The following is a 19,404-nucleotide window of genomic DNA, read 5'->3' as shown; positions in this document are numbered from 1 at the left end:
ACCTGGTCGCCGGCGGAATCGCGGCGCGACGGCGCACGCCGACACAGCTGACCCAGGAATCGGAGACACACGATGTCCGACCACGCACCGGCCGAAGACAACCCGGCGGATGACACCAGCGCGTTCGACAGCCTCATCGGCGACGCCGCCGTCGCCGCGACGGACGCGGGCTTCGCCACGGCGTTCCGCGGCTACGACAGAGAAGAGGTCGACGCGGCGATCGCCGGTCTGAACGCACGCGTGCGCACGGCGAACGACGAGATCACGCAGCTCAAGCAGCACCAGCGGCGCGCCGGCGCGGCCGTCGCGCAGAGCCGGGCGAAGGCCGAGCGGCTCGAGACCGAGCTCGAGGCGGCCCGTGCCCAGCGCAGCGGCGAGGTCGAGCGGCTGGCAGCCGAGGCGCGAGCCGAGCTCGAGGCGCAGTTCGCGGGCGCAGAGGCTCGTCATCGTGACGAGGTCCAGCGGCTCGGCGCCGAGATCGAGCGACTCCGGGCGGAGGCCGCGGCGTCTCGCACGCACGGCGCCGACGAGGCGGAGCAGCTCAAGGCCGAGCTCGCCGCCGCGAACGCGCGCCTCGCGAACACCGAGGCCCAGGTGCAGGCGCTGTCGGAGGAGCTCGCGGCGGCCCCCACCGACTCGCCCAACCGCCACCAGTTCGAAGAGGTGCTGCGCGTCGCCGAGGAGCAGGCCAGCGTGCTCATCCGCAACGCGACGGTGCAGGGCGACCGACTGCTCGAAGCGGCTCGCGAAGAGATCGAGAACCGGCGCCGGTCGGCGCAGGCCGAGGCGGACAGCATCATCTCGCAGGCCCAGCACGAGGCGCAGCAGGTGCGGCTCCGCGTCGACACCGAGCTCACGGCGCACGAGGCGCGGCTCGAGCGCGAAGGCGCCCACGCCGCCGAGAAGCTGTCGCAGGCTGAGCGCGAGGCGGCCGCGATCCGCTCCGAGGCCGAGAAGGGAGCCGCCGCGCTGCGGTCGATGGTCGCCCGCGAGACGGCGCGCGACCGCTCCGAGGCCGAAGAGGCCGTGCGCGAGCTGCGGGTGCGCGCTCTCGAGTTCGAGGCCTCGCTCACGCGCCGTCAGGACGACGCGCACCAGGAGTTCCTGGTGCTGCACAATCAGGCCGTCGCCCACGCCGAGCGCATCACGCAGGACGCCAACGAGCAGGTCTCGGCGTCGCTGGAGCACGCTCAGCGTGTGGCAGGCAAGGCCGAGGACTTCGAACGGCTGATGCGGGCGCAGGCCCAGCAGATCGAGGCCGACGCGCGGCTCCGCGCTCGCGAGCACCTCGACCAGGCGCGGGCGAAGGCCGAGCGGATCATGGAGCTGGTCACCACGCACTCGCAGGCCGTGCTGCGCGACGCCGAGGACCGCACGCGGCAGCTGCGGTGGCAGCAGCATCAGCTCACCAGCTTCATGGCCGAGGTCAAGGAGCTCATCCGTCCCGAAGCGCCTCGCACAGCGGTGGTCGATGCCGCCGAGGACGACGAGCAGGCAGAGGCCGACGCGAATGCCGACGAGCAGCACGACGGGGCCCCGGACACCGAGCCGGCCGAGACCGTGAAGACCGACGTGGAGACCGTAGCCGAGGTTTCGGAGGACGCCGAGCAGCACGACGAGGCATCCCCGGACGATGAGGCCGAGTCCGTGCCGGCCGACTCCGCCGACGAACCAGACGAGGCGGGCTCCGACGAACCCGCCGACGACTCCGCCGAGGCAGGCTCGCTCGAGGAGGTCACGCTCGACGACGTCGACGCCGAACTGGCGGAACTCGTCGAGGCAGCCGGGGCCGAGGCCGATCCGGAGGCGGAGGCTTCCGAGGACGACGCGAACGACGAGGTCGAGCGCACCGAGTCCTGAGCCCGCGCGCGGGTCCCGGCGGATCGCCCGGGACCCGCCGGGCAGGGGGCGGCGCTAGGAGGCCGCCGAGGTCTCGCGGGCGATCGCGGCGATGAACGCGTCGATGTCGTTCTCGGACGTGTCGAAGCTGCACATCCAGCGCACCTCGTTCTTCGAGGCATCCCAGTCGTAGAACCGGAACGATTCGCGCAGCCGGTCGGCGACTCCGTCGGGCAGCGTTGCGAACACGCCGTTGGCCTGCGTCGGCTGCGTGAACGCGACGCCGCGGATGGAACCGTCCGCGATGCCCGCCTCGACGCCCGCACGCAGTCGCCGCGCCATGGCGTTGGAGTGCGACGCGTTGCGCAGCCACAGGTCGTCCTCGAGGAGCGCGATCAGCTGCGCAGACACGAACCGCATCTTCGAGGCGAGCTGCATGTCGAGCTTGCGCAGGAACTTCAAGCCGGTCGACGCCTCGGGGTTGAGCACCACGACAGCCTCGCCGAGCATCGCGCCGTTCTTGGTGCCGCCGAAGCTGAGCACATCGACGCCCGCGTCACGCGTGAACGCGCGGAAGGGCACGCCGAGGGAGGCCGCGGCGTTGGAGAGCCGGGACCCGTCCATGTGGACGTTCATCCCGAGCCGGTGCGCGTGGTCCGCGATCGCCGAGACCTCGTCGACGGTGTAGAGCGTGCCCAGCTCGGTCGACTGCGTGATCGAGACGGCGAGGGGCTGCGCGCGGTGCTCGTCGCCCCATCCCCAGGCCTCGCGGTCGATCAGCTCGGGTGTGAGCTTGCCGTCGTCGGTCGGCACGGTCAGCAGCTTGATGCCGGCGACCCGCTCGGGCGCCCCGCCCTCGTCGACGTTGATGTGCGCCGTGCCCGCGGCGACCACGGCACCCCAGCGCGGCAGCATTGACTGCAGGCCGACGACGTTCGCCCCGGTGCCGTTGAACACCGGGAAGGCCTCGACGCCCTCGCCGAAGTGGCGGGCGAAGACCTCCTGCAACCGCTCGGTGTAGATGTCGTCGCCGTACGCGACCTGGTGGCCGTCGTTCGCGGCGGCGATCGCGGCGAGCACCTCGGGGTGGATGCCGGAGTAGTTGTCTGAGGCGAAGCCGCGCAGGTTCGGGTCGTGGAGTGTGGTCACGGATGTCCAATCTAGTTCGGCGGGAGCGCTTCACCCGCCGAGGGGCGGGGTCAGAGCGAGGGGTCGGTCAGCTCGACCACGGTGTCGTTGATCTCGTCGGCCTGCGAGACGAACAGGTCGGCGAATCGCTGCGCGAGGGCATCCTCGAGTCCCGACAGGCTCTTGACCCGGAAGATGACGGATGCCGCGCGCAACGGCTGCTCCGCGTCCCGTGCCGCCTTCGCGAAGCCCTGAGCGACCGCGCGCGCCCACGCCTCGGTCGCGGCTTTGACCGCCGCGTAGTTGGCTCCGCCGGCGAGAGGACGGGTCACCGCGGTGGAGGACACCACGGCGAGGCGCCCGGCGTCGGATGCGCGCAGGTCCTCGTCGAAAGCGCGGCTGACATGACGCAGCGCGGTGAACGAACCCTCGAGCTCTCGGTAGTCGGCGTCGGTCTGCCCGCCGAGCCCGCCGCCGCCCCGCCATCCGCCGACGAGGTGCAGCACCCCGTCCACCCTGCCGTCGGTCGCGTGGATGCGCTCGGCGAGGGCGCCGACCTCCGCTTCGTCGGTGAGGTCGCAGACCTCCAGGCGCGCGTCCGGCACCTCCTCGGCGAGGGCGGCCAATTTGGAGCGGTGACGGCCGACGGCGACGACCCGCGCGCCGTCGCCCGAGAGGACGCGCGCGGCGGCGAGCCCCGAGGCGCTCGTCGCGCCCGCCAGCACCACCAGCTTGCCGCTCACACTCATGTCTCCTCGCCTTCCCGCGTCCGAGACGCGCGTTCTCGCCGAACGACCACGCTATCGGCGTCGGCGGCCCGCGTCCTCGGCGAGCGCAGATCGACCCGAGAGCCGACCGGCCTCATGCATCCGCGCGCCCCGTGATGCCGCCGTCGACTCGATGATCGGCTTCATCTTCTTCTCGAGCGCCTCGTAGAACATCGACAGCGGGAACTCGTCGTCCAGGACCGCGTCGGTGTAGCCTTTCGGCGGTCCAGCGAGGACGTCGTCGCCGAGCCCGCGGGCCCACGCCGACGCGGGATTCGGCGTCAGAGTCGAGCGGACCAGCTCGTACGCCGCCAGCCAGTGCGCCTTCTTCGGACGGTCGATCGAGCGCCAGTACAGCTCGTCGATCGCGTCGGCGAGAGCGACCACCGCGGCCGGCACCTCGTCCCAGTCGAACGCGAGCGACGTGTCGGTCCAGTGCAGCACGCCACGCTGGTGCAGCCACGCGAACAGCAGCTGACCGCCGAGCCCGTCGTAGTTGCGCACACGCGAGCCGGTGATCGCGAACCGGAAGATCCGGTCGAAGATCACCGCGTACTGTACGAGCTTCGCGTGCTCGAGCGTCTCGCGCTCGACGGTGCCGAGGTCGTCCCGCGCCGAGAGGCGCGTCGCGATGGCGACGCACTCGCGGAACGCCGTGAGGTCGCACCGCAGCTCCTCGAGCGAATACAGGAAGTACGGCATCCGCTGCTTGATCATGAACGGGTCGAACGGCAGGTCGCCGCGCATGTGCGTGCGGTCGTGGATGATGTCCCACATCACGAACGTCTTCTCGGTGAGCGCCTGGTCGTCGAGCATGCGCGCGGCGTCGGCGGGGAGGTCGAGCTTGGTGATCTCAGCCGCTGCGCGGACGACGCGACGGTAGCGCGCGGCCTCGCGGTCCTGGAAGATCGCGCCCCACGTGAACGGCGGGATCTCGCGCATGCCGACGGTCTCGGGGAACAGCACGGCGCTGTTGGTGTCGTAGCCGGGCGTGAAGTCGAGGAACCGCAGCGACACGAACAGCCGGTTCGTGTACTCGGTCTCGAGCTGCGCGATGAATTCGGGCCAGATCACCTCGACGAGCACCGCCTCGACGAACCGGTTGGACGAGCCGTTCTGCGTGTACATCGGAAAGATGACGAGATGACGGATGCCGTCGATCCGGTGCTGCTGCGGCTGGAACGCCACGAGCGACTCGAGGAAGTCCGGCACGCCGAACCCCCCGTCGGCCCAGCGCTCGAAGTCGCGGACGGATGCTTCGAGATAGGTGTCGTCGTGGGGGAAGAGCGGCCGCAGCTCGGTGATGGCCCCGGTGATCGCGGCGACGTGCGTCCGGGCGGCGGCGTGGGACGCGGCATCCGGAATCGATCCGTCCTGCACCTGCAGTGCCTGCAGCGCCGTCGCCGCGGCCTTGAGCGACAGCCACGCCGGGTGGTCCTCGAGGACGGCGTCCTCGAGAGCGGCGTCCTCGACAACCTCGGGCTCTCCGACGATGGACCTCGCGTGGTGCGCGGTCATGGACACTTCGACAGGCTCAGTGCGGTGCATGGGAACCTCCGATCTTCGAGGAAGAGGGCGTGTACGGGAAGATTTCCGGCAATAGCAGGCAATCACCGATATTCTTCCACGTATGGAGGATGCTGTCGATCAACGGATCGTGCGCGAGGTCTCACTCAACGCCCGGGCCACGCTCGCCGAGCTCTCGGCCGCGGTCGGTCTGTCGGTCTCGGCCGTGCAGACGCGGCTGCGGCGGCTCGAGACGCGCGGTGTGATCACCGGCTACCGCGCCGCGGTCGACCCCGAGGCGGTCGGCAAGCCGCTGTCGGCCTTCATCGAGATCACGCCACTGGATCCGGCGCAGCCCGACAACGCTCCCGAACTGCTCGAGCACCTCGCCGAGATCGAGGCGTGTCACTCGATCGCGGGTGACGCGAGCTACATGCTCTTCGCGCGTGTGGCTTCGCCGCGGCATCTCGAGTCGCTGATCCGCGACATCCGGCTGGCCGCGTCCGTCAACACGCGTACGACGGTCGTGCTGCAGACGTTCTACGAGAACCGGCCGATCCTTCCGGCGTGAGCGGCGGTGTCTCGCGAGTACCCTCGGAGCATGGAGCCAGGCACGGTGTCAGTGCCGCCCGCCGCCGACGGCCGTGGTGTCCTGATCGTGCGCAACGCGCAGTCCGGCACTGCGGTGATCCGCAGCGATCCTGCGGCTCTGTTCACCGAGAGACTGCCCGAGGCTGTCGTCCGCGAGCTCGGTGAGGGAGACGACCTCGACGCGATCGTCGAGGAGGCCATGGAGCGGGGCGCGGCAGCCCCCGCCGTCCTCGGCGTGTACGGGGGCGACGGGTCGGTCTCGCGCATGGCGCAGCTCGCCCGGCGCTACCGACGGCCGCTGCTGGTGCTGCCCGGGGGCACGTTCAATCACTTCGCGGGATCGGCCGGGCTCACTGATGTGGCGACCGCGATCGACGCCTTCCAGGCCGGGACCACGATCGAGGTCAGCGCGGTCGAGGTGACTGTGGCGGACGGCACGGCGATCCTCGCGCTCAACGCGGTCTCGGTCGGCGCCTACCCCGAGCTCATCGACGAGCGCGAGCGGCACCGGCCCCGCCTCGGCAAGTGGCTCGGCGGGGTCGTGGCGGCGTGGCACGCCCTTCGCGACGCGGAGCCCCTGATCGTCGTGCGCGAGGGCCGCCGCGCGCGTGTGTGGTCGGTGTTCGTCGGGGTCGGTCGCAACGACCCGCGCCGGGTCGCCACGATGCAGCGCGCGCACCTCGAGGAGCCCGTGCTCGATGTGCGGATCCACCATGCCCGCGGCACCCGGCTGCGGGCGATCGCGTCGCTCGCCTTCGGCCGGCGAACCGCCGCCGTGCTGCGCGCGTTGCGCCTCATGCCGCCGCGGTCCGACGTGGAGCGCCTGGTCGTTTCGGACTTCGAGCTGACCGTCCGCCCTGGGCCGGGGCATCCGTCGGTCTTCGTCCATGACGGCGAACTCGAGGAAGAACCGGGCGACGAGTTCACGTTGCGCTGCGTCGCCGTCCCTCGCGCGGTGACGGTCTTCGTGCCACCGCGGCCCGGTCGTTGAGCCTCCTCGAAACGCTCCTTCGTCGCTACTCAGGAACCGCGAACGAGCTGGCTCAACGACCGAGGTCGGTCACGTGTGCTGGGGGAAGCCCAGGTTCAGGCCGCCGTGCGACGGATCGAGCCAGCGCGAGGTCACGGCCTTCTCGGCGGTGAAGAACTCGAACGCGTGGGGGCCATAGGCCTTGGTGTCACCGAAGTGCGAGGCCTTCCAGCCGCCGAACGAGTGGTACGCGACCGGCACCGGGATCGGCACGTTGATGCCGATCATGCCGACCGTGGCCTCGTGCTGGAAGCGCCGGGCGGCGCCGCCGTCGTTCGTGAAGATCGCGGTGCCGTTGCCGTACGGGCTGGAGTTGATGATGTCGAGGCCGTCCTCGTAGCCCTCGACGCGCACGACCGAGAGCACCGGGCCGAATACCTCGTCGGCGTACACCGAGGAGGTCGTCGGCACGTTGTCGATGAGCGTCGGGCCCAGCCAGAAGCCGTTCGGGTCGCCGTCGATCTCGACGTCGCGGCCGTCGACGACCACCGCGGCGCCGTCCGACGCGGCGACATCGATGTACGAGGTGACCTTGTCGCGGTGCTGTCCGGTGATGAGCGGCCCCATGTCGCAGCCGCGCATGCCGTCGCCGGTGCGGAGCGTCTTCATGCGCTCCGAGACCTTGCGCACGAACTCGTCTGCCACCGTGTCGACGGCGAGCACGACCGAGATGGCCATGCAGCGCTCGCCCGCCGAGCCGAAGCCGGCGTTGACGGCGGCGTCCGCTGCGAGGTCGAGGTCGGCATCCGGCAGCACCAGCATGTGGTTCTTCGCCCCGCCGAACGCCTGCACGCGCTTGCCGTGCGAGGTGGCCGTCTCATAGACGTACTTCGCGATCGGGGTCGAGCCCACGAACGAGATCGCGCGCACGTCGGGGTGCTCCAGCAGAGCGTCCACGGCCTCCTTGTCGCCGTGCACCACGTTGAAGACGCCGGCCGGCAGGCCCGCCTCGGTGAGCAGCGCCGCCATCCAGTTGGCGGCGGTCGGGTCCTTCTCGGAGGGCTTCAGGATCACGGCGTTGCCGGCCGCGAGTGCGACGGAGAAGAACCACAGCGGCACCATGGCCGGGAAGTTGAAGGGGCTGATGATGCCCACGACGCCGAGCGGCTGCTTCATCGTGTAGACGTCGATGCCGCTCGAGGCGTTCTCGGTATAGGCGCCCTTGGTGAGGTGGCCGACGCCGCACGCGAACTCGACGACCTCCATGCCTCGGGCGATCTCGCCCAGTGCGTCCGAGAGCACCTTGCCGTGCTCGGACGTGAGGATCTCGGCGAGTTCGTCCTTGCGCTGGTTCAGCAGCTCACGGAACGCGAACATGACCGCCTGGCGCTTCGCGATGGAGGTGTCGCGCCACTTCGCCCATGCTGTGTGTGCGACGCCGACCGCATGGTCCACGTCCGCCGTGGAGGCGAACCGCACCTGCTTCTGCACGGTGCCGAGCGCGGGGTTGAACACCTGTCCGGTGCGGTCGGATTCTCCGGTCCACGGTGCGCCGCCGACCCAGTGATCGAGGACCGAGGTCTCGGCATCCGCCGTGGGCGGGGCCACTGTCGTGGTGTCTGTCATGTTGTCTTCCTCCTTTGGAAGTCCCCCTCGTAAGGGGACATCAGGCGAGATCCGCTTCGACGCTCGTCAGAGCTTCATGGTAGATCGACATCGCCTGATCCACCTCCCCGGCCGTGACCACGCAGGGCGGCACGACGTGGATGCGGTTCTCGGCGGTGAAGGGCAGCAGCCCGCGCGAAGTGAGCTCCTTCTTGAGCCGCCCGATCACGTCGGCGCCCACGGGCTCGCGGGTCTCACGGTCGGTGACCAGCTCGATGGCCCAGAAGACGCCCTCGCCGCGCACCTCCCCGATGAGGCGGTGGTCCTCGGCGAGTGCGCGCAGGCCCGGGCCGATCGCCTCTTCCCCCACGCGGCGGGCGTTGTCGACGATGCCCTCGTCCTGCATCGCGTCGATCGAGGCGACGATGGATGCCGCGGCCAGGGGATGCCCGGAATACGTGAGTCCGCCGGGGAAGACCCGATCGTCGAACGTCTTCGAGATCGGGTCGGAGATGATCACGCCGCCGACCGGCACGTAGCCGGAGTTCACGCCCTTCGCGAACGTGACGAGGTCGGGCACGACGTCGTGCCCGTCGAATGCGAACCAGCGGCCGGTGCGGCCGAAGCCGCACATGACCTCGTCCAGGATGAGGAGCAGGTCGTAGCGGTCGCACAATGCCCGGACCCCGGCGAGGTACCCGGGCGGCGGCACGAGGATGCCCGCCGTTCCCGGCACCGACTCGAGCAGGACCGCCGCGATGGTCGAAGGGCCTTCGGACTGGATCACGCGCTCCAGGTGGTGGAGCGCGCGCTCGCACTCCTCCTCGGGTGTGGTGGCCCAGAACTCGCTGCGGTACAGGTACGGCCCGAAGAAGTGCGCGTGTCCGCGCGCGTACTGGTTCGGCATCCGTCGCCAGTCGCCGGTCGCGACGATCGCCGCCCCGGTGTTGCCGTGGTACGAGCGGTACGTCGAGAGGACGGTGTCGCGGCCGGGGTTCTGACGAGAAGCGTGGAGCCTGGCCATGCGGATCGCGTTCTCGACGGCATCCGCGCCGCCGTTGGTGAAGAACACCTTGGCGAATCCGTCCGGGGCCTTCGACAGGATGCGCGCCGCCGCCTCGCCGCGCGTGAGATTCGCCGTCGCGGGACCGATCGTCGCGAGTTCGGCCGCCTGCGCCTGGATCGCCGCGACGACGGCCGGATGCTGGTGGCCGATGTTGACGTTCACGAGCTGGCTGGCGAAGTCGAGCATGCGGTGGCCGGCATGGTCCCACACCACTGTGCCCCGGCCGCCGGCGATCACCGGCAGGTCGAGGCCCGCCTGCGCCGACCACGAGTGGAACACGTGGTCGCTGTCCAGCTGCTTCGCGCGGGCGTCGAGGTCGTCGGTCGTCATGGCGCACTCTCCTTCCGGGGCGCAGGACTGGTCGCAGCGCTCTCCGCTACGCTCGTCGCTCGGCGACCGGGGGTCAACAGGCAACCCGGCCGCCGAGCGGTCGAAGCAGGACGGAACGTCCGACTCGGGTCAGTTTCCGCCTTCCTGGAGTTCGACCTCGATCGGCGTGAACCCGTCGCCGGTGAGGTCGACGCCGTCCGCCTCGAGTTCGTCCAGCGCCTGCTGGATGTACTCGTTCGACCACGCGCTGGGCGGCGGCTCCTCGGTGATGAGGTGGGCGCCGGTCTCGTTGACGGCCTCCAGAGCGCCGTCGACGGTCTGCTGCCACGCGGCCTCATCGATGATGCCGATGCCGTCGGGAGAGGGCCAGATCAGTTTGTTGATCTCGTTCATCATCCACAGCTCGTGGCTCGGGCCCCATGCGGACCCGTTGGCCAGGGTGATCTCGGCGGCATCCTCGGGGTTGTCGCGCGCGAACATCCAGCCCTTGACCACGGCCTTGAGGAAGGCGACCGCCGTGTCGGCGTACTCCTCGTCGCTCTCGAGCCGCGCCGTGTCGGCCCAGATCGCATCCTGCAGCATGGCGCCGACGGTGTCTTGGTAGCTGATGACGTTGAAGTCCTCCGGCTGGTACAGCTCGCCGGTGTCGGGGTTCGTCGTCTCGAGCAGCTGCGCGTACTCGTTGTAGGTCATCGCCTGAGCGGCGTCGATGTCACCCTGCAGGAACGCGTTCATGTTGAAGTCCTGCGTGATGATCTGCACGGTCGTGGAGTCGAGTCCCTCGGCGGCCATCGCCGCGAAGATCTCCCACTCGTTGCCGAATCCCCACGAGCCGATCGTCTTGCCCTCGAAGTCGGCGACCGACTCGATGCCGGAGTCCGCCCACGACACCTGGAGGGTGCCCGACCGCTGGAAGATCTGCGCGATGTCGGTGAGGTTCGCCCCGGCCTCGATCGAGCCGAGGACCTTGGGGACCCAGGCGATCGCGAAGTCGACGTCGCCGTTGGCCAGCGCGTCCTGCGGCACGATGTCGCCGCCGGACGGGATGATCTCGACCTCCAGTCCCTCCTCCTCGAAATAGCCCTGATCGATCGCGGCGAAGTAGCCCGCGAACTGGGCCTGGGGCAGCCACTGGAGCTGGAGCTTCACCGGAGTGAGCTCCCCTGCCTCGGGATCGCCGCCCCCGGTCGGGGTGCCGCCGCCGGAGCATCCGGCCAGCAGGACCGCGGCCGACAGGGTGAACGCGCCTGTCGCGAGCGCGCGACGTGTGCTGTGTCTCATGTCGTTCCTTTCAGACCCCTCACGGGGTTTCGCTGAGTGGTGCAGAGCCGGCCTCGCGGAACGAGGACGAGGGAGCAGCGGCGCGCGTCATCCTGCGCCCCCGGAGGGGATGCGGCGGAGCACGAGCCACTCGAGCAGCGCGGTGGCGAGATAGAAGACGAGTCCGAGAGCGATCGCCGCGGCGACGTACGCCCACGCCCGCGCGTACGCGCTCGTCGCCGCGGAGGTCGCGATGAACGTGCCCAGGCCTCCGCGCGGACCACCGAAGTACTCCGCGACGAGGGCCGAGATGACGGCGAGCGAGCTCGCGATGCGGATGCCGGTCATGAGGTAGGGCACGGCGGTGGGCAGTGTCACCACGCGGAACGCCTGGGCGCCGGTGGCGGCGTACACCCGCATCAGGTCGCGGTGCACCGGCCGGGTCTGCCGCAGCCCCCGCAAGGTGTTGAGAAAGACCGGGACGAAGGCGGCGAGCGCGGCGATCGCCTGGCGGCCGAACTGGCTGTCGGCCCCGAACATCGAGTTCAGCACAGGAGCCAGCGCGACGATCGGAACGACGGCGAGCGACGCGACGATGGGCGCCGACATGCCGTCGATCGCGTGCCAGCGGGCGGCGAGTGCGGCGAGCAGGACCGCCAGGACCGTACCGACGACGAGCCCCACGAGCGCGTTCGCGCCGGTGATGAGCGTCGCTTGCAGGATGGCGGACGAGAACTCCACGAGCTGCTCGAGGATGGCGGCGGGGCTCGGCAGCAGGTAGTCCGAGACACCCACGACACTGACGAGGAACTGCCACAGCGCGAGTCCCACGAGCCCGACGACGATCGGAGCAATGACCCGCAGGCGGCGTTCGGCTGCCGGGCTCCCACCGCGCGCGGCCGCGGCAGCCGGTCGGGCAGAACGCTCGGTCCGCCGAGCCTGCCGGACGGTCGTCATCGCTGCTCCCGGCCCGCACCGGGGACCGGGGCGCCGTGCAGCGCCTCGCGCACCTCCGTCACGCGGGCGAAGAACGCCGGAGTCTCGCGCAGTGCGTCGGCACGCGCGGCGTCCCTGCTGAATCCGGTCGAGATCACGGTGGTGATGCGGCCGGGCCGCGGCGACATCACCACGACGCGGTCCGACAGGAACACCGCCTCGGGGATGGAGTGCGTGACGAAGACGACCGCGGCGCCGGTCTCGGCGGCGATGCGCGACAGCTCCGCCTGCATGCGCTCGCGGGTCATCTCGTCGAGGGCTCCGAACGGCTCGTCCATCAGCAGCAGCCGCGGCTGCTCCGCCAGTGCGCGGGCGATCGCGACGCGCTGCTGCATGCCGCCCGAGAGCTGATCGGGATGCCGGTCGGCGAAGTCCGACAGCCCCACGAGATCGGCGAGCGCGGCCACGCGGGCCTTCCGCTGCGCCGCTGGGACGCCGTGGAGCTCGAGCGGCACCGCGATGTTGGCCGCCACCGTGCGCCAGGGAAGGAGACCCGCCTGCTGGAACGCGATGCCGTAGTCCTGGTCGCGGCGGGCACGGGCCGCGGGCTTGCCGAACACCTGGATGGTGCCCGACGACGGGCTGTCGAGGTCGGCGATCAGCCGCAGCAGCGTCGACTTGCCGCAGCCGGACGGGCCGATGAGCGAGACGAACTCTCCCTCGCGGACCGTCAGGTCGATGCCGTCGAGCGCCGTCACATCACCGTTCTTGGACGGGAAGACCTTCGAGGCCGAGCGGACGCTCACCGCCGCGGTGTCTGCCGCGTCCGCCGCGCCGGATTCCGCGCCCTCGGCCTGTCGAAGTGTCATCACGCTGCCTCTCCTCGCCGGTAGTCCTTCAGGAACAGTCCGAGCAGCGCCACCGAGCCGGCGGCGACCAGTCCGAGCGCGATGGCCCCGAAGATCGGGCCCCACGCCTTGGCGGGGTCACCGGATGCCTGCCCCGCGAACTGGATGAGCAGCCGCCCGATTCCGCCCTGCAGGCCTGTCGAGACTTCGGCCACCACCGCGCCGACGACGGCGTTGGCAGCGCCGAGGCGCAGCGCGGGGAGCAGGTACGGCACGGATGCGGGCAGTCGCAGCTTGATCAGCGTCGGCCAGTACCCGGCGGCGTACGTGTGCATGAGCTCGGTGTGGATGCGGTCGGGCGACTGCAGCCCGCGCAGCGCCCCGACCGCGATGGGGAAGAACGCGAGATACGACGCGATCAGTGCGACCGACATCCAGTCCTGCCATTCGAACCCGCCGATCTGGATGCGGGAGCCCCAGCTCTTGACGATGGGGGCGAAGGCGATGAGCGGCACGGTCTGGCTGAGGATGATCCACGGGAGGAGCCCCCACTCGGCGAGGCGCCAGCGCTGCATGAGGAGGGCGAAGGCGAAGCCCACGATCATTCCGACGAGCCAGCCCACCGCCGCGATGCCGAGCGTCGTGAGCGCGCCGAGGGCGATGACGCCCCACAGCGGGGGAGACCCCTCCTGCCGGGTGACCGGCGCGAGCAGGCGGCCGGCCATGTCCCACACGTGGGGCATGGCCAGATCGGTCGGGCGCGGGAGGATGCGCACGCCTGCGACGAGCACGCCGTCCTCGGGCGCCAGGAGCTTGTACAGCTCCCACGCGACCATGACCATCGCGACGCCGACGATGCCCCACAGCCACGCCGCTCCCGAGCGGTGCGAACGTCGGCGGGGCGCCCTGGCCGGATGAGCGGGATCACCCGGCGCGGGCGGCCGCGTGACCGCGGGCTCGGCGGTAGAGGGTGCCGTCATGCCTTCGCCGTGACGTGAGCCGAGAGCGCCGGGATGACGGTCTCGCCGTAGACCCGCATCGTCTCTTCCTTGTTGTCGTGCTGCAGGTAGCCGGCGAACTGCGTGACGCCGAGCGCCCGCAGCTGCTCGAGCTTCGCGATGTGCTCGTCGGCGGTGCCCAGGATGCAGAACCTCTCCACGATCTCGTCGGGAACGAAGTCGACGTGGTCGTTCTCGGCCCGTCCGTGCGTGTTGTAGTCGTAGCCCTTCCGGCCCTCGATGTAGTCGGTGAGCGCGGCGGGAATCGCTCCGCTCGCCGAACCGGCGCCCGCTTGTGAAACGGCGCTGTGGTGGCCGTACTTCGCCACGATGTCGGCGACGTGGTTGCCGACCATGCCGCCGAACCAGCGGCACTGGTCGCGCATGTGCTGCCAGTCCTCCCCGATGTACATCGGCGCGGCCACGCAGAAGGCGAGCGACTCGGGGTCACGGCCGGCGGCGGCCGCGGCATCCTTCACCGTCTTGATCATCCACGCGGCGATGTCGACGTCCGCGAGCTGCAGGATGAAGCCGTCACCGACTTCTCCCGCCAGCTTCAGCGCCATGGGACCGTAGGCCGCGACCCACACCTCGAGCTCTGAGCCGCGGCTCCATGGGAACTGCAGCGTCGCGCCGTTGTATTCGACGGGCCGCGAGTTGGCCAGCTCGCGGATGACGTGGATCGATTCGCGCAGCTCGGCGATCGTGGTGGGCTTGCCGTTGGTCACGCGCACGGCGGAGTCGCCGCGGCCGATGCCGCAGACCGTGCGGTTTCCGTACATCTCGTTGAGCGTGGCGAAGACGGATGCCGTGACCGTCCAGTCGCGCGTGGCCGGGTTCGTGACGAACGGGCCGACGGTGACACGGTTGGTCTCGGCGAGGATCGCCGAGTGGATGACGTAGGGCTCCTGCCACAGCAGGTGCGAGTCGAACGTCCACACGTGGCTGAACCCGTGCGCCTCGGCGAGCTTCGCCAGCTGAACGGTGCGCGCGGCGGGCGGGTTGGTCTGCAGAACGACGCCGAAGTCCATGGATTCTCCCTCAGATCAGGTACTGGCTCAGGCCGCGCTTGAGGAACCGGCCGTCGCCCTTGGCGCCGAGGTAGTCGCCGTCGTCGACGATGACTTTGCCGCGTGAGATGACGGTGTCGACATGCCCGTCGATCTCGAAGCCCTCCCACGCGGAATGGTCCATGTTCATGTGGTGCGAGGCGGCCGAGATCGAGGTGTGCCCGTTCGGGTCGTAGACCACGACGTCGCCGTCGGCCCCGGGCTGGATCACTCCCTTGCGGCCGTAGAGGCCGAACATGCGCGCCGGCGTGGTCGACGTGAGCTCGACCCACCGCTCGAGTGTGATCTTGCCGGTCACGACGCCCTGGTACATGAGGTCCATGCGGTGCTCGACCGACCCGATCCCGTTCGGGATCGCGCGGAAGTCGTCCAGGCCCAGGTCCTTCTGGCCCTTCATGCAGAAGGGGCAGTGGTCGGTCGAGACCATCTGGATGTCGTTGGTGCGCAGCGCCTGCCACATGTGGTGCTGATGGCCCTCCTTGTGGCTGCGCAGCGGCGTCGAGCACACCCACTTGGCGCCCTCGAACTGCCCCCACTCCTCGCTGAAGCCGCCGAGCTGCTCTTCCAGCGACAGGTACAGGTACTGCGGACAGGTCTCGCCGAACACGTTCCAGCCCTGGTCGCGCGCCCACGCGATCTGGTCCACGGCCTGTTTCGCGCTGACGTGCACCGTGTACAGCGGCGCCCCGGTGAGGTTGGCGAGCATGATTGCGCGGTGCGTGGCCTCCTCCTCCATCTGCCAGGCGCGGGCGATGCCGTGGTAATACGGCGCCTTCTTGCCGGCCTCGGCGAGCTGCGCGGCGAGGACGTCGATCGCGGGCCCGTTCTCGGCGTGCATCATCGTGAGCAGCCCGGTCTCGGCCGACACCTGCATGGCCTTCAGCACCTGGGCGTCGTCGGAGTAGAACACGCCCGGGTAGGCCATGAAGAGCTTGAAGCTCGAGATGCCCTCGTCGAGCAGGCCGCGCATCGCGGCGAGCGAGTCGTCGTCGACCCCGCCGACGATCTGGTGGAAGCCGTAGTCGATCGCGCAGTTGCCGCGCGCCTTCTCGTGCCACGCGGCGAGGCCGTCCTGCACGCGCTCGCCGTAGCGCTGCACGGCGAAGTCGATGATCGACGTCGTGCCGCCCCACGCCGCCGCGCGCGTGCCCGTCTCGAAGGTGTCGGACGCGTTGGTCCCGCCGAACGGCAGCTCCATGTGCGTGTGGGCGTCGATGCCGCCGGGGATCACGTACTTGCCGGAGGCGTCGATCACGGTGTCGACAGCGGCCGCGACATCCGTCCCCAGCAGCTGCGAGCCCGGCGCGAGCACGGCGGCGATGGTCTCGCCGTCGATGAGCACGTCCGCCTCGCCGCGCCCGGTCGCCGAGACGACGGTTCCGCCCTTGATGAGTGTGGTGGTCATGGTCTCCTCCTACTTCCCACCGGTCGTTGAGCGAGCGAAGCGAGACGAAACGCCTCGATCCGCCGTGTCACGCTGGCTGCGCGCGTTTCGTCTCGGTCGCTGCGCTCCCTCGCTCAACGAACGGGACGGGCGATCCGCGTGGGCGGTCACGGCTTCGCGATCCGGGTGTAGGAGTCGGGACGACGGTCGCGGTAGAACTGCCAGTCGTCGCGCATCTCGCGCACCATCTCGAGATCCAGGTCGCGGACGAGCAGCTCCTCGTGCTCGCCCGATCCTCGCTCGCCGACGAAGTTGCCGCGCGGGTCGATGACCTGGCTCGTGCCGTAGAAGTCGACGGCGAGGTCGCCGTACTCGTTGTCCTCCCGTCCGACGCGGTTCGGCTGCAGCACGAAGTAGCCGTTGGCGACGGCCGCAGCGGGACCCTCCACCTCCCACAGCCGGTTCGACAGTCCCGGCTTGGTGGCGTTGGGATTGAACACGATGTGGGCGTCGGCGAGGCCGAGTTCGCGCCATCCCTCGGGGAAGTGGCGGTCGTAGCAGATGTACATCCCGACGCGCCCGACCGCGGTGTCGAACACCGGGTAGCCGAGGTTGCCGGGACGGAAGTAGAACTTCTCCCAGAACCTGTCGAGGTGTGGCAGATGGTGCTTGCGGTACTTGCCGAGGATCGTGCCGTCGGCGTCCACGAGCACGGAGGTGTTGTAGTACACCCCGGTCTCGGCCTCCTCGTAGATGGGCAGGACCATCACGACCCCGAGCTCCTTCGCGAGCGCCGCGAACCGCTGCACGATCGGGCCGTCGGCCGGCTCGGCGAAGCGGTAGTACTTCTTGTCCTGCGTGATCCCGAAGTACGGGCCGTAGAACAGCTCCTGGAAGCACACGACCTGCGCGCCCTGCGCGGCGGCCTCCCGCGCGAAGCCCTCGTGCTTGTCGAGCATCGACTCCTTGTCGCCGGTCCAGGTGGTCTGCGAAATGGCCGCGCGTACCGTGGTCATGGTTCTCCGTCCGTCCTTGGCTGGGTCCCTCGGGGTGGACCTGCGGGGTCGGATCGATGGAGCAGCCCCGTTCTCTGATCCTGTCGATCCGACGTTTCCCGTCGGTTTCGCCCTGTGACGCGACAGTAAAGCCTGCGGCCCCGCGAGGCAATGGTCGGCTCGGCAGACCTTTAGCGGCAGGACCGGATACATCCCGAGACGGATGCCGCGGCATCCGGTCTCGCGTACCGTGAAACGGTGTTCCGCCGCCTGAAGCCCTACCAGCTCGTCGTCGACATCGGGCTCGCGGTGCTCTTCCTCCTCATCGCGTGGCCGGTCGAGACGGTGCTCGTCGCCGGGTCGTCGGGCCTGGGCGGCCCCGCCTTCGTCTTGCCGGCGCTCGCCGCGTTCGTGATCGCCGCGCTGTTCAGCGGGGCTCTCGCGCTCCGACGGGTGTCTCCCGCACTGGCTCTCGCGCTCTCGTGGGCGGGGGCACTGCTGCAGGTGGGTCTCGGTCGCCCGCCCAGCTTCTCGGACGTCGCCATCTTCGGCGTGCTCTACGCGACCGCCGCCTACGGCTCGCGGTGGGTGTCGCGGGCGGGGCTCGCCTCGGCGCTGCTGGGTGCCGTCGTGATCGCGGTGTACCTCACGACCGGGCCGTTGAACGTGGGCGGCGGCCTGTCGTGGGAGACCCTGCCGTCCGCGCTGTCGCTGCTCGTCGCCGCAGCCTTCGCCCTGGGGCTGTCGTGGACGGTCGGCGCCCTGGTGCGCACCGCCGTGCGGGCGCGCGAGAACCGCCGAGCGCAGGAGGCGGCCGAGGCCGAGGCGTACGCCGAGCAGGAGCGCGTGCGCATCGCCCGCGACATGCACGACGTCGTGGCGCATTCCCTCACCGTCGTGATCGCGCAGGCGAACGGGGCGCGCTATGCGGCCGCCTCCGACCCGACCGCCGCGGCGACGGCCCTCGAGACGATCTCGAGCACCGCCGGCGCGGCCCTCGCCGACGTGCGGCTGCTGCTCACGCAGCTGCGCCACAGCCAGAGCGACGGACCCCAGCCGACTCTCGCCGATCTCGAGGAACTGTACGCCCAGGTGCGCGCCGCCGGTGTTCCGCTGCGGGTGGACGTCGACCCCGCGCCGCCGGGCACGCCGCCGGCCGCGGCGCAGCTCGCGGTCTACCGCATCCTGCAGGAGGCGCTCACGAACGCGCTGCGTCACGGTGCTCCGGGCGGAGCGGTGGATTTGCGCCTGTCGTGGTTGCCGGACCGCGTCGAGGTCGCCGTCCGCAACGGACTCGCCGAACGTCCGCAGACCGGTTCCGACCCGGTCCGCGGCCACGGCATCATCGGCATGCGCGAGCGCGCTCAGCTCGTGGGTGGCCGGCTCGAGGCCGGCGCCGACCCCGCGGGCTCCTTCGTCGTCTCTGCCGTCATCCCGATCGGAGGTGCGGCATGATCCGCGTCGCGCTCGTCGACGACCAGGCGCTGTTCCGCGCGGGCATCCGCATGCTGGTCGACTCGCAGCCCGACCTCGAGGTCGTGGCCGAGGCATCCGATGGTCGCGAAGCGCTCGCCGCGGTGCGCACGAGTCGTCCCGATGTCGTGCTGATGGACATCCGGATGCCGGTCATGGACGGACTGGCCGCGACGGCCGAGCTGCTCACCGACGCCCAGGAGCCGGGAGCGCAGGCTCCGCGCATCGTGATGCTCACCACGTTCGACCTCGACGAGGCGGCCGCCCGGGCGATCCGGCAGGGCGCGAGCGGGTTCCTGCTCAAGGACGCCGACCCCGAGTTCCTGCTCGCGGCGATCCGCACCGTGCATGCGGGATCGGCCGTGATCGCAGCATCCGCCACCCGCGAGCTGTTCGAGAGATTCACGGATGCTGCGCCGCGGCCCGTCCCGCCCGCTTACGCCGACCTGACCGAGCGGGAGCGCGAGATCTTCGCGCTGGCCGCGCGTGGCCTGTCCAACGCCGAGATCGCCGCGCGGGAGTTCCTCTCCGAGGCCACGGTGAAGACCCACATCAGCCGCATCCTCACCAAGCTCTCGCTGCGCGACCGGGTGCAGCTGGTCGTCTTCGCCTTCGAGCACGGTCTGGCCTAGCAGGGC

17 protein-coding genes are annotated in these 19,404 nt (G+C 70.2%); 5 read left to right on the top strand and 12 right to left on the bottom strand.

Annotation, left to right across the window (positions count from 1 at the left end; genetic code table 11):
- Positions 1-72 precede the first annotated feature (72 nt).
- Entirely contained in the window at positions 73-1,860 is a 1,788-nt protein-coding gene (locus tag HF576_RS11305) for a coiled-coil domain-containing protein (protein ID WP_240948866.1), read from the top strand.
- A gap of 54 nt (positions 1,861-1,914) precedes the next feature.
- On the opposite strand, the gene HF576_RS11300 is transcribed toward HF576_RS11305, so the two are convergent.
- From HF576_RS11300 to HF576_RS11290, 3 genes are read right to left on the bottom strand one after another with little or no spacing between them, the layout of a single operon-like run.
- Complete coding sequence (locus tag HF576_RS11300) at positions 1,915-2,988, bottom strand: beta-eliminating lyase-related protein (RefSeq protein ID WP_168912927.1); 1,074 nt, start codon at positions 2,986-2,988, stop codon at positions 1,915-1,917.
- Positions 2,989-3,038: 50 nt separating this feature from the next.
- Positions 3,039-3,716 (bottom strand): SDR family NAD(P)-dependent oxidoreductase, encoded by a 678-nt coding sequence (locus HF576_RS11295; RefSeq protein ID WP_168912926.1) that lies wholly within the window; start codon positions 3,714-3,716, stop codon positions 3,039-3,041.
- 51 nt (positions 3,717-3,767) lie between these two features.
- Positions 3,768-5,282 carry a DUF6421 family protein gene (locus HF576_RS11290; protein ID WP_240948865.1) on the bottom strand — a complete coding sequence of 505 codons (1,515 nt, stop codon included), beginning with the start codon at positions 5,280-5,282 and terminating at the stop codon, positions 3,768-3,770.
- A gap of 82 nt (positions 5,283-5,364) precedes the next feature.
- Between HF576_RS11290 and HF576_RS11285 the strand changes: the two genes are divergently transcribed.
- A complete protein-coding gene (locus tag HF576_RS11285; protein WP_168912925.1) occupies positions 5,365-5,811 on the top strand; it encodes an Lrp/AsnC family transcriptional regulator in 447 nt (148 codons plus the stop codon).
- Between the two features lie 30 nt (positions 5,812-5,841).
- Complete coding sequence (locus HF576_RS11280) at positions 5,842-6,822, top strand: diacylglycerol/lipid kinase family protein (protein ID WP_168912924.1); 981 nt, start codon at positions 5,842-5,844, stop codon at positions 6,820-6,822.
- Between the two features lie 69 nt (positions 6,823-6,891).
- Here the strand turns inward: HF576_RS11280 and HF576_RS11275 are convergent, their stop codons facing one another.
- The 9 genes from HF576_RS11275 to HF576_RS11235 form a co-directional block, all read right to left on the bottom strand.
- On the bottom strand, positions 6,892-8,427 hold the full coding sequence (locus HF576_RS11275; RefSeq protein ID WP_168912923.1) for a CoA-acylating methylmalonate-semialdehyde dehydrogenase: 1,536 nt from the start codon (positions 8,425-8,427) through the stop codon (positions 6,892-6,894).
- Between the two features lie 40 nt (positions 8,428-8,467).
- Positions 8,468-9,802 (bottom strand): aspartate aminotransferase family protein, encoded by a 1,335-nt coding sequence (locus tag HF576_RS11270; RefSeq protein WP_168912922.1) that lies wholly within the window; start codon positions 9,800-9,802, stop codon positions 8,468-8,470.
- A gap of 129 nt (positions 9,803-9,931) precedes the next feature.
- Entirely contained in the window at positions 9,932-11,083 is a 1,152-nt protein-coding gene (locus HF576_RS11265) for an ABC transporter substrate-binding protein (protein WP_168912921.1), read from the bottom strand.
- A gap of 87 nt (positions 11,084-11,170) precedes the next feature.
- Positions 11,171-12,019, bottom strand: a complete 849-nt coding sequence (locus tag HF576_RS11260; RefSeq protein WP_168912920.1) for an ABC transporter permease — start codon at positions 12,017-12,019, stop codon at positions 11,171-11,173.
- Positions 12,016-12,867 carry an ABC transporter ATP-binding protein gene (locus HF576_RS11255; RefSeq protein ID WP_168912919.1) on the bottom strand — a complete coding sequence of 284 codons (852 nt, stop codon included), beginning with the start codon at positions 12,865-12,867 and terminating at the stop codon, positions 12,016-12,018. The genes HF576_RS11260 and HF576_RS11255 overlap by 4 nt, the downstream gene beginning before the upstream one ends.
- Positions 12,867-13,826: an ABC transporter permease gene (locus tag HF576_RS11250; RefSeq protein WP_240948864.1), complete on the bottom strand. Its 960-nt coding sequence runs from the start codon at positions 13,824-13,826 to the stop codon at positions 12,867-12,869. Before HF576_RS11250 ends, HF576_RS11255 begins: the two co-directional genes overlap by 1 nt.
- On the bottom strand, positions 13,823-14,875 hold the full coding sequence (locus HF576_RS11245; protein ID WP_168912918.1) for a TIGR03842 family LLM class F420-dependent oxidoreductase: 1,053 nt from the start codon (positions 14,873-14,875) through the stop codon (positions 13,823-13,825). The genes HF576_RS11250 and HF576_RS11245 overlap by 4 nt, the downstream gene beginning before the upstream one ends.
- A gap of 10 nt (positions 14,876-14,885) precedes the next feature.
- On the bottom strand, positions 14,886-16,319 hold the full coding sequence (gene hydA, locus HF576_RS11240; protein ID WP_168912917.1) for a dihydropyrimidinase: 1,434 nt from the start codon (positions 16,317-16,319) through the stop codon (positions 14,886-14,888).
- A gap of 146 nt (positions 16,320-16,465) precedes the next feature.
- Complete coding sequence (locus tag HF576_RS11235; protein WP_168912916.1) at positions 16,466-17,314, bottom strand: nitrilase-related carbon-nitrogen hydrolase; 849 nt, start codon at positions 17,312-17,314, stop codon at positions 16,466-16,468.
- Positions 17,315-17,551: 237 nt separating this feature from the next.
- Between HF576_RS11235 and HF576_RS11230 the strand changes: the two genes are divergently transcribed.
- Both HF576_RS11230 and HF576_RS11225 read left to right on the top strand, forming a co-directional pair.
- Positions 17,552-18,748: a histidine kinase gene (locus HF576_RS11230; RefSeq protein ID WP_168912915.1), complete on the top strand. Its 1,197-nt coding sequence runs from the start codon at positions 17,552-17,554 to the stop codon at positions 18,746-18,748.
- A complete protein-coding gene (locus tag HF576_RS11225; RefSeq protein ID WP_168912914.1) occupies positions 18,745-19,398 on the top strand; it encodes a response regulator in 654 nt (217 codons plus the stop codon). The genes HF576_RS11230 and HF576_RS11225 overlap by 4 nt, the downstream gene beginning before the upstream one ends.
- The last annotated feature ends 6 nt before the right edge of the window (positions 19,399-19,404 follow it).

Source organism: Microbacterium salsuginis (assembly GCF_012524205.1).
GTDB lineage: Bacteria > Actinomycetota > Actinomycetes > Actinomycetales > Microbacteriaceae > Microbacterium > Microbacterium salsuginis.
The sequence above is the reverse complement of the archived record's forward strand: the minus strand, read 5'-3'. Positions and strand labels throughout refer to the sequence as shown.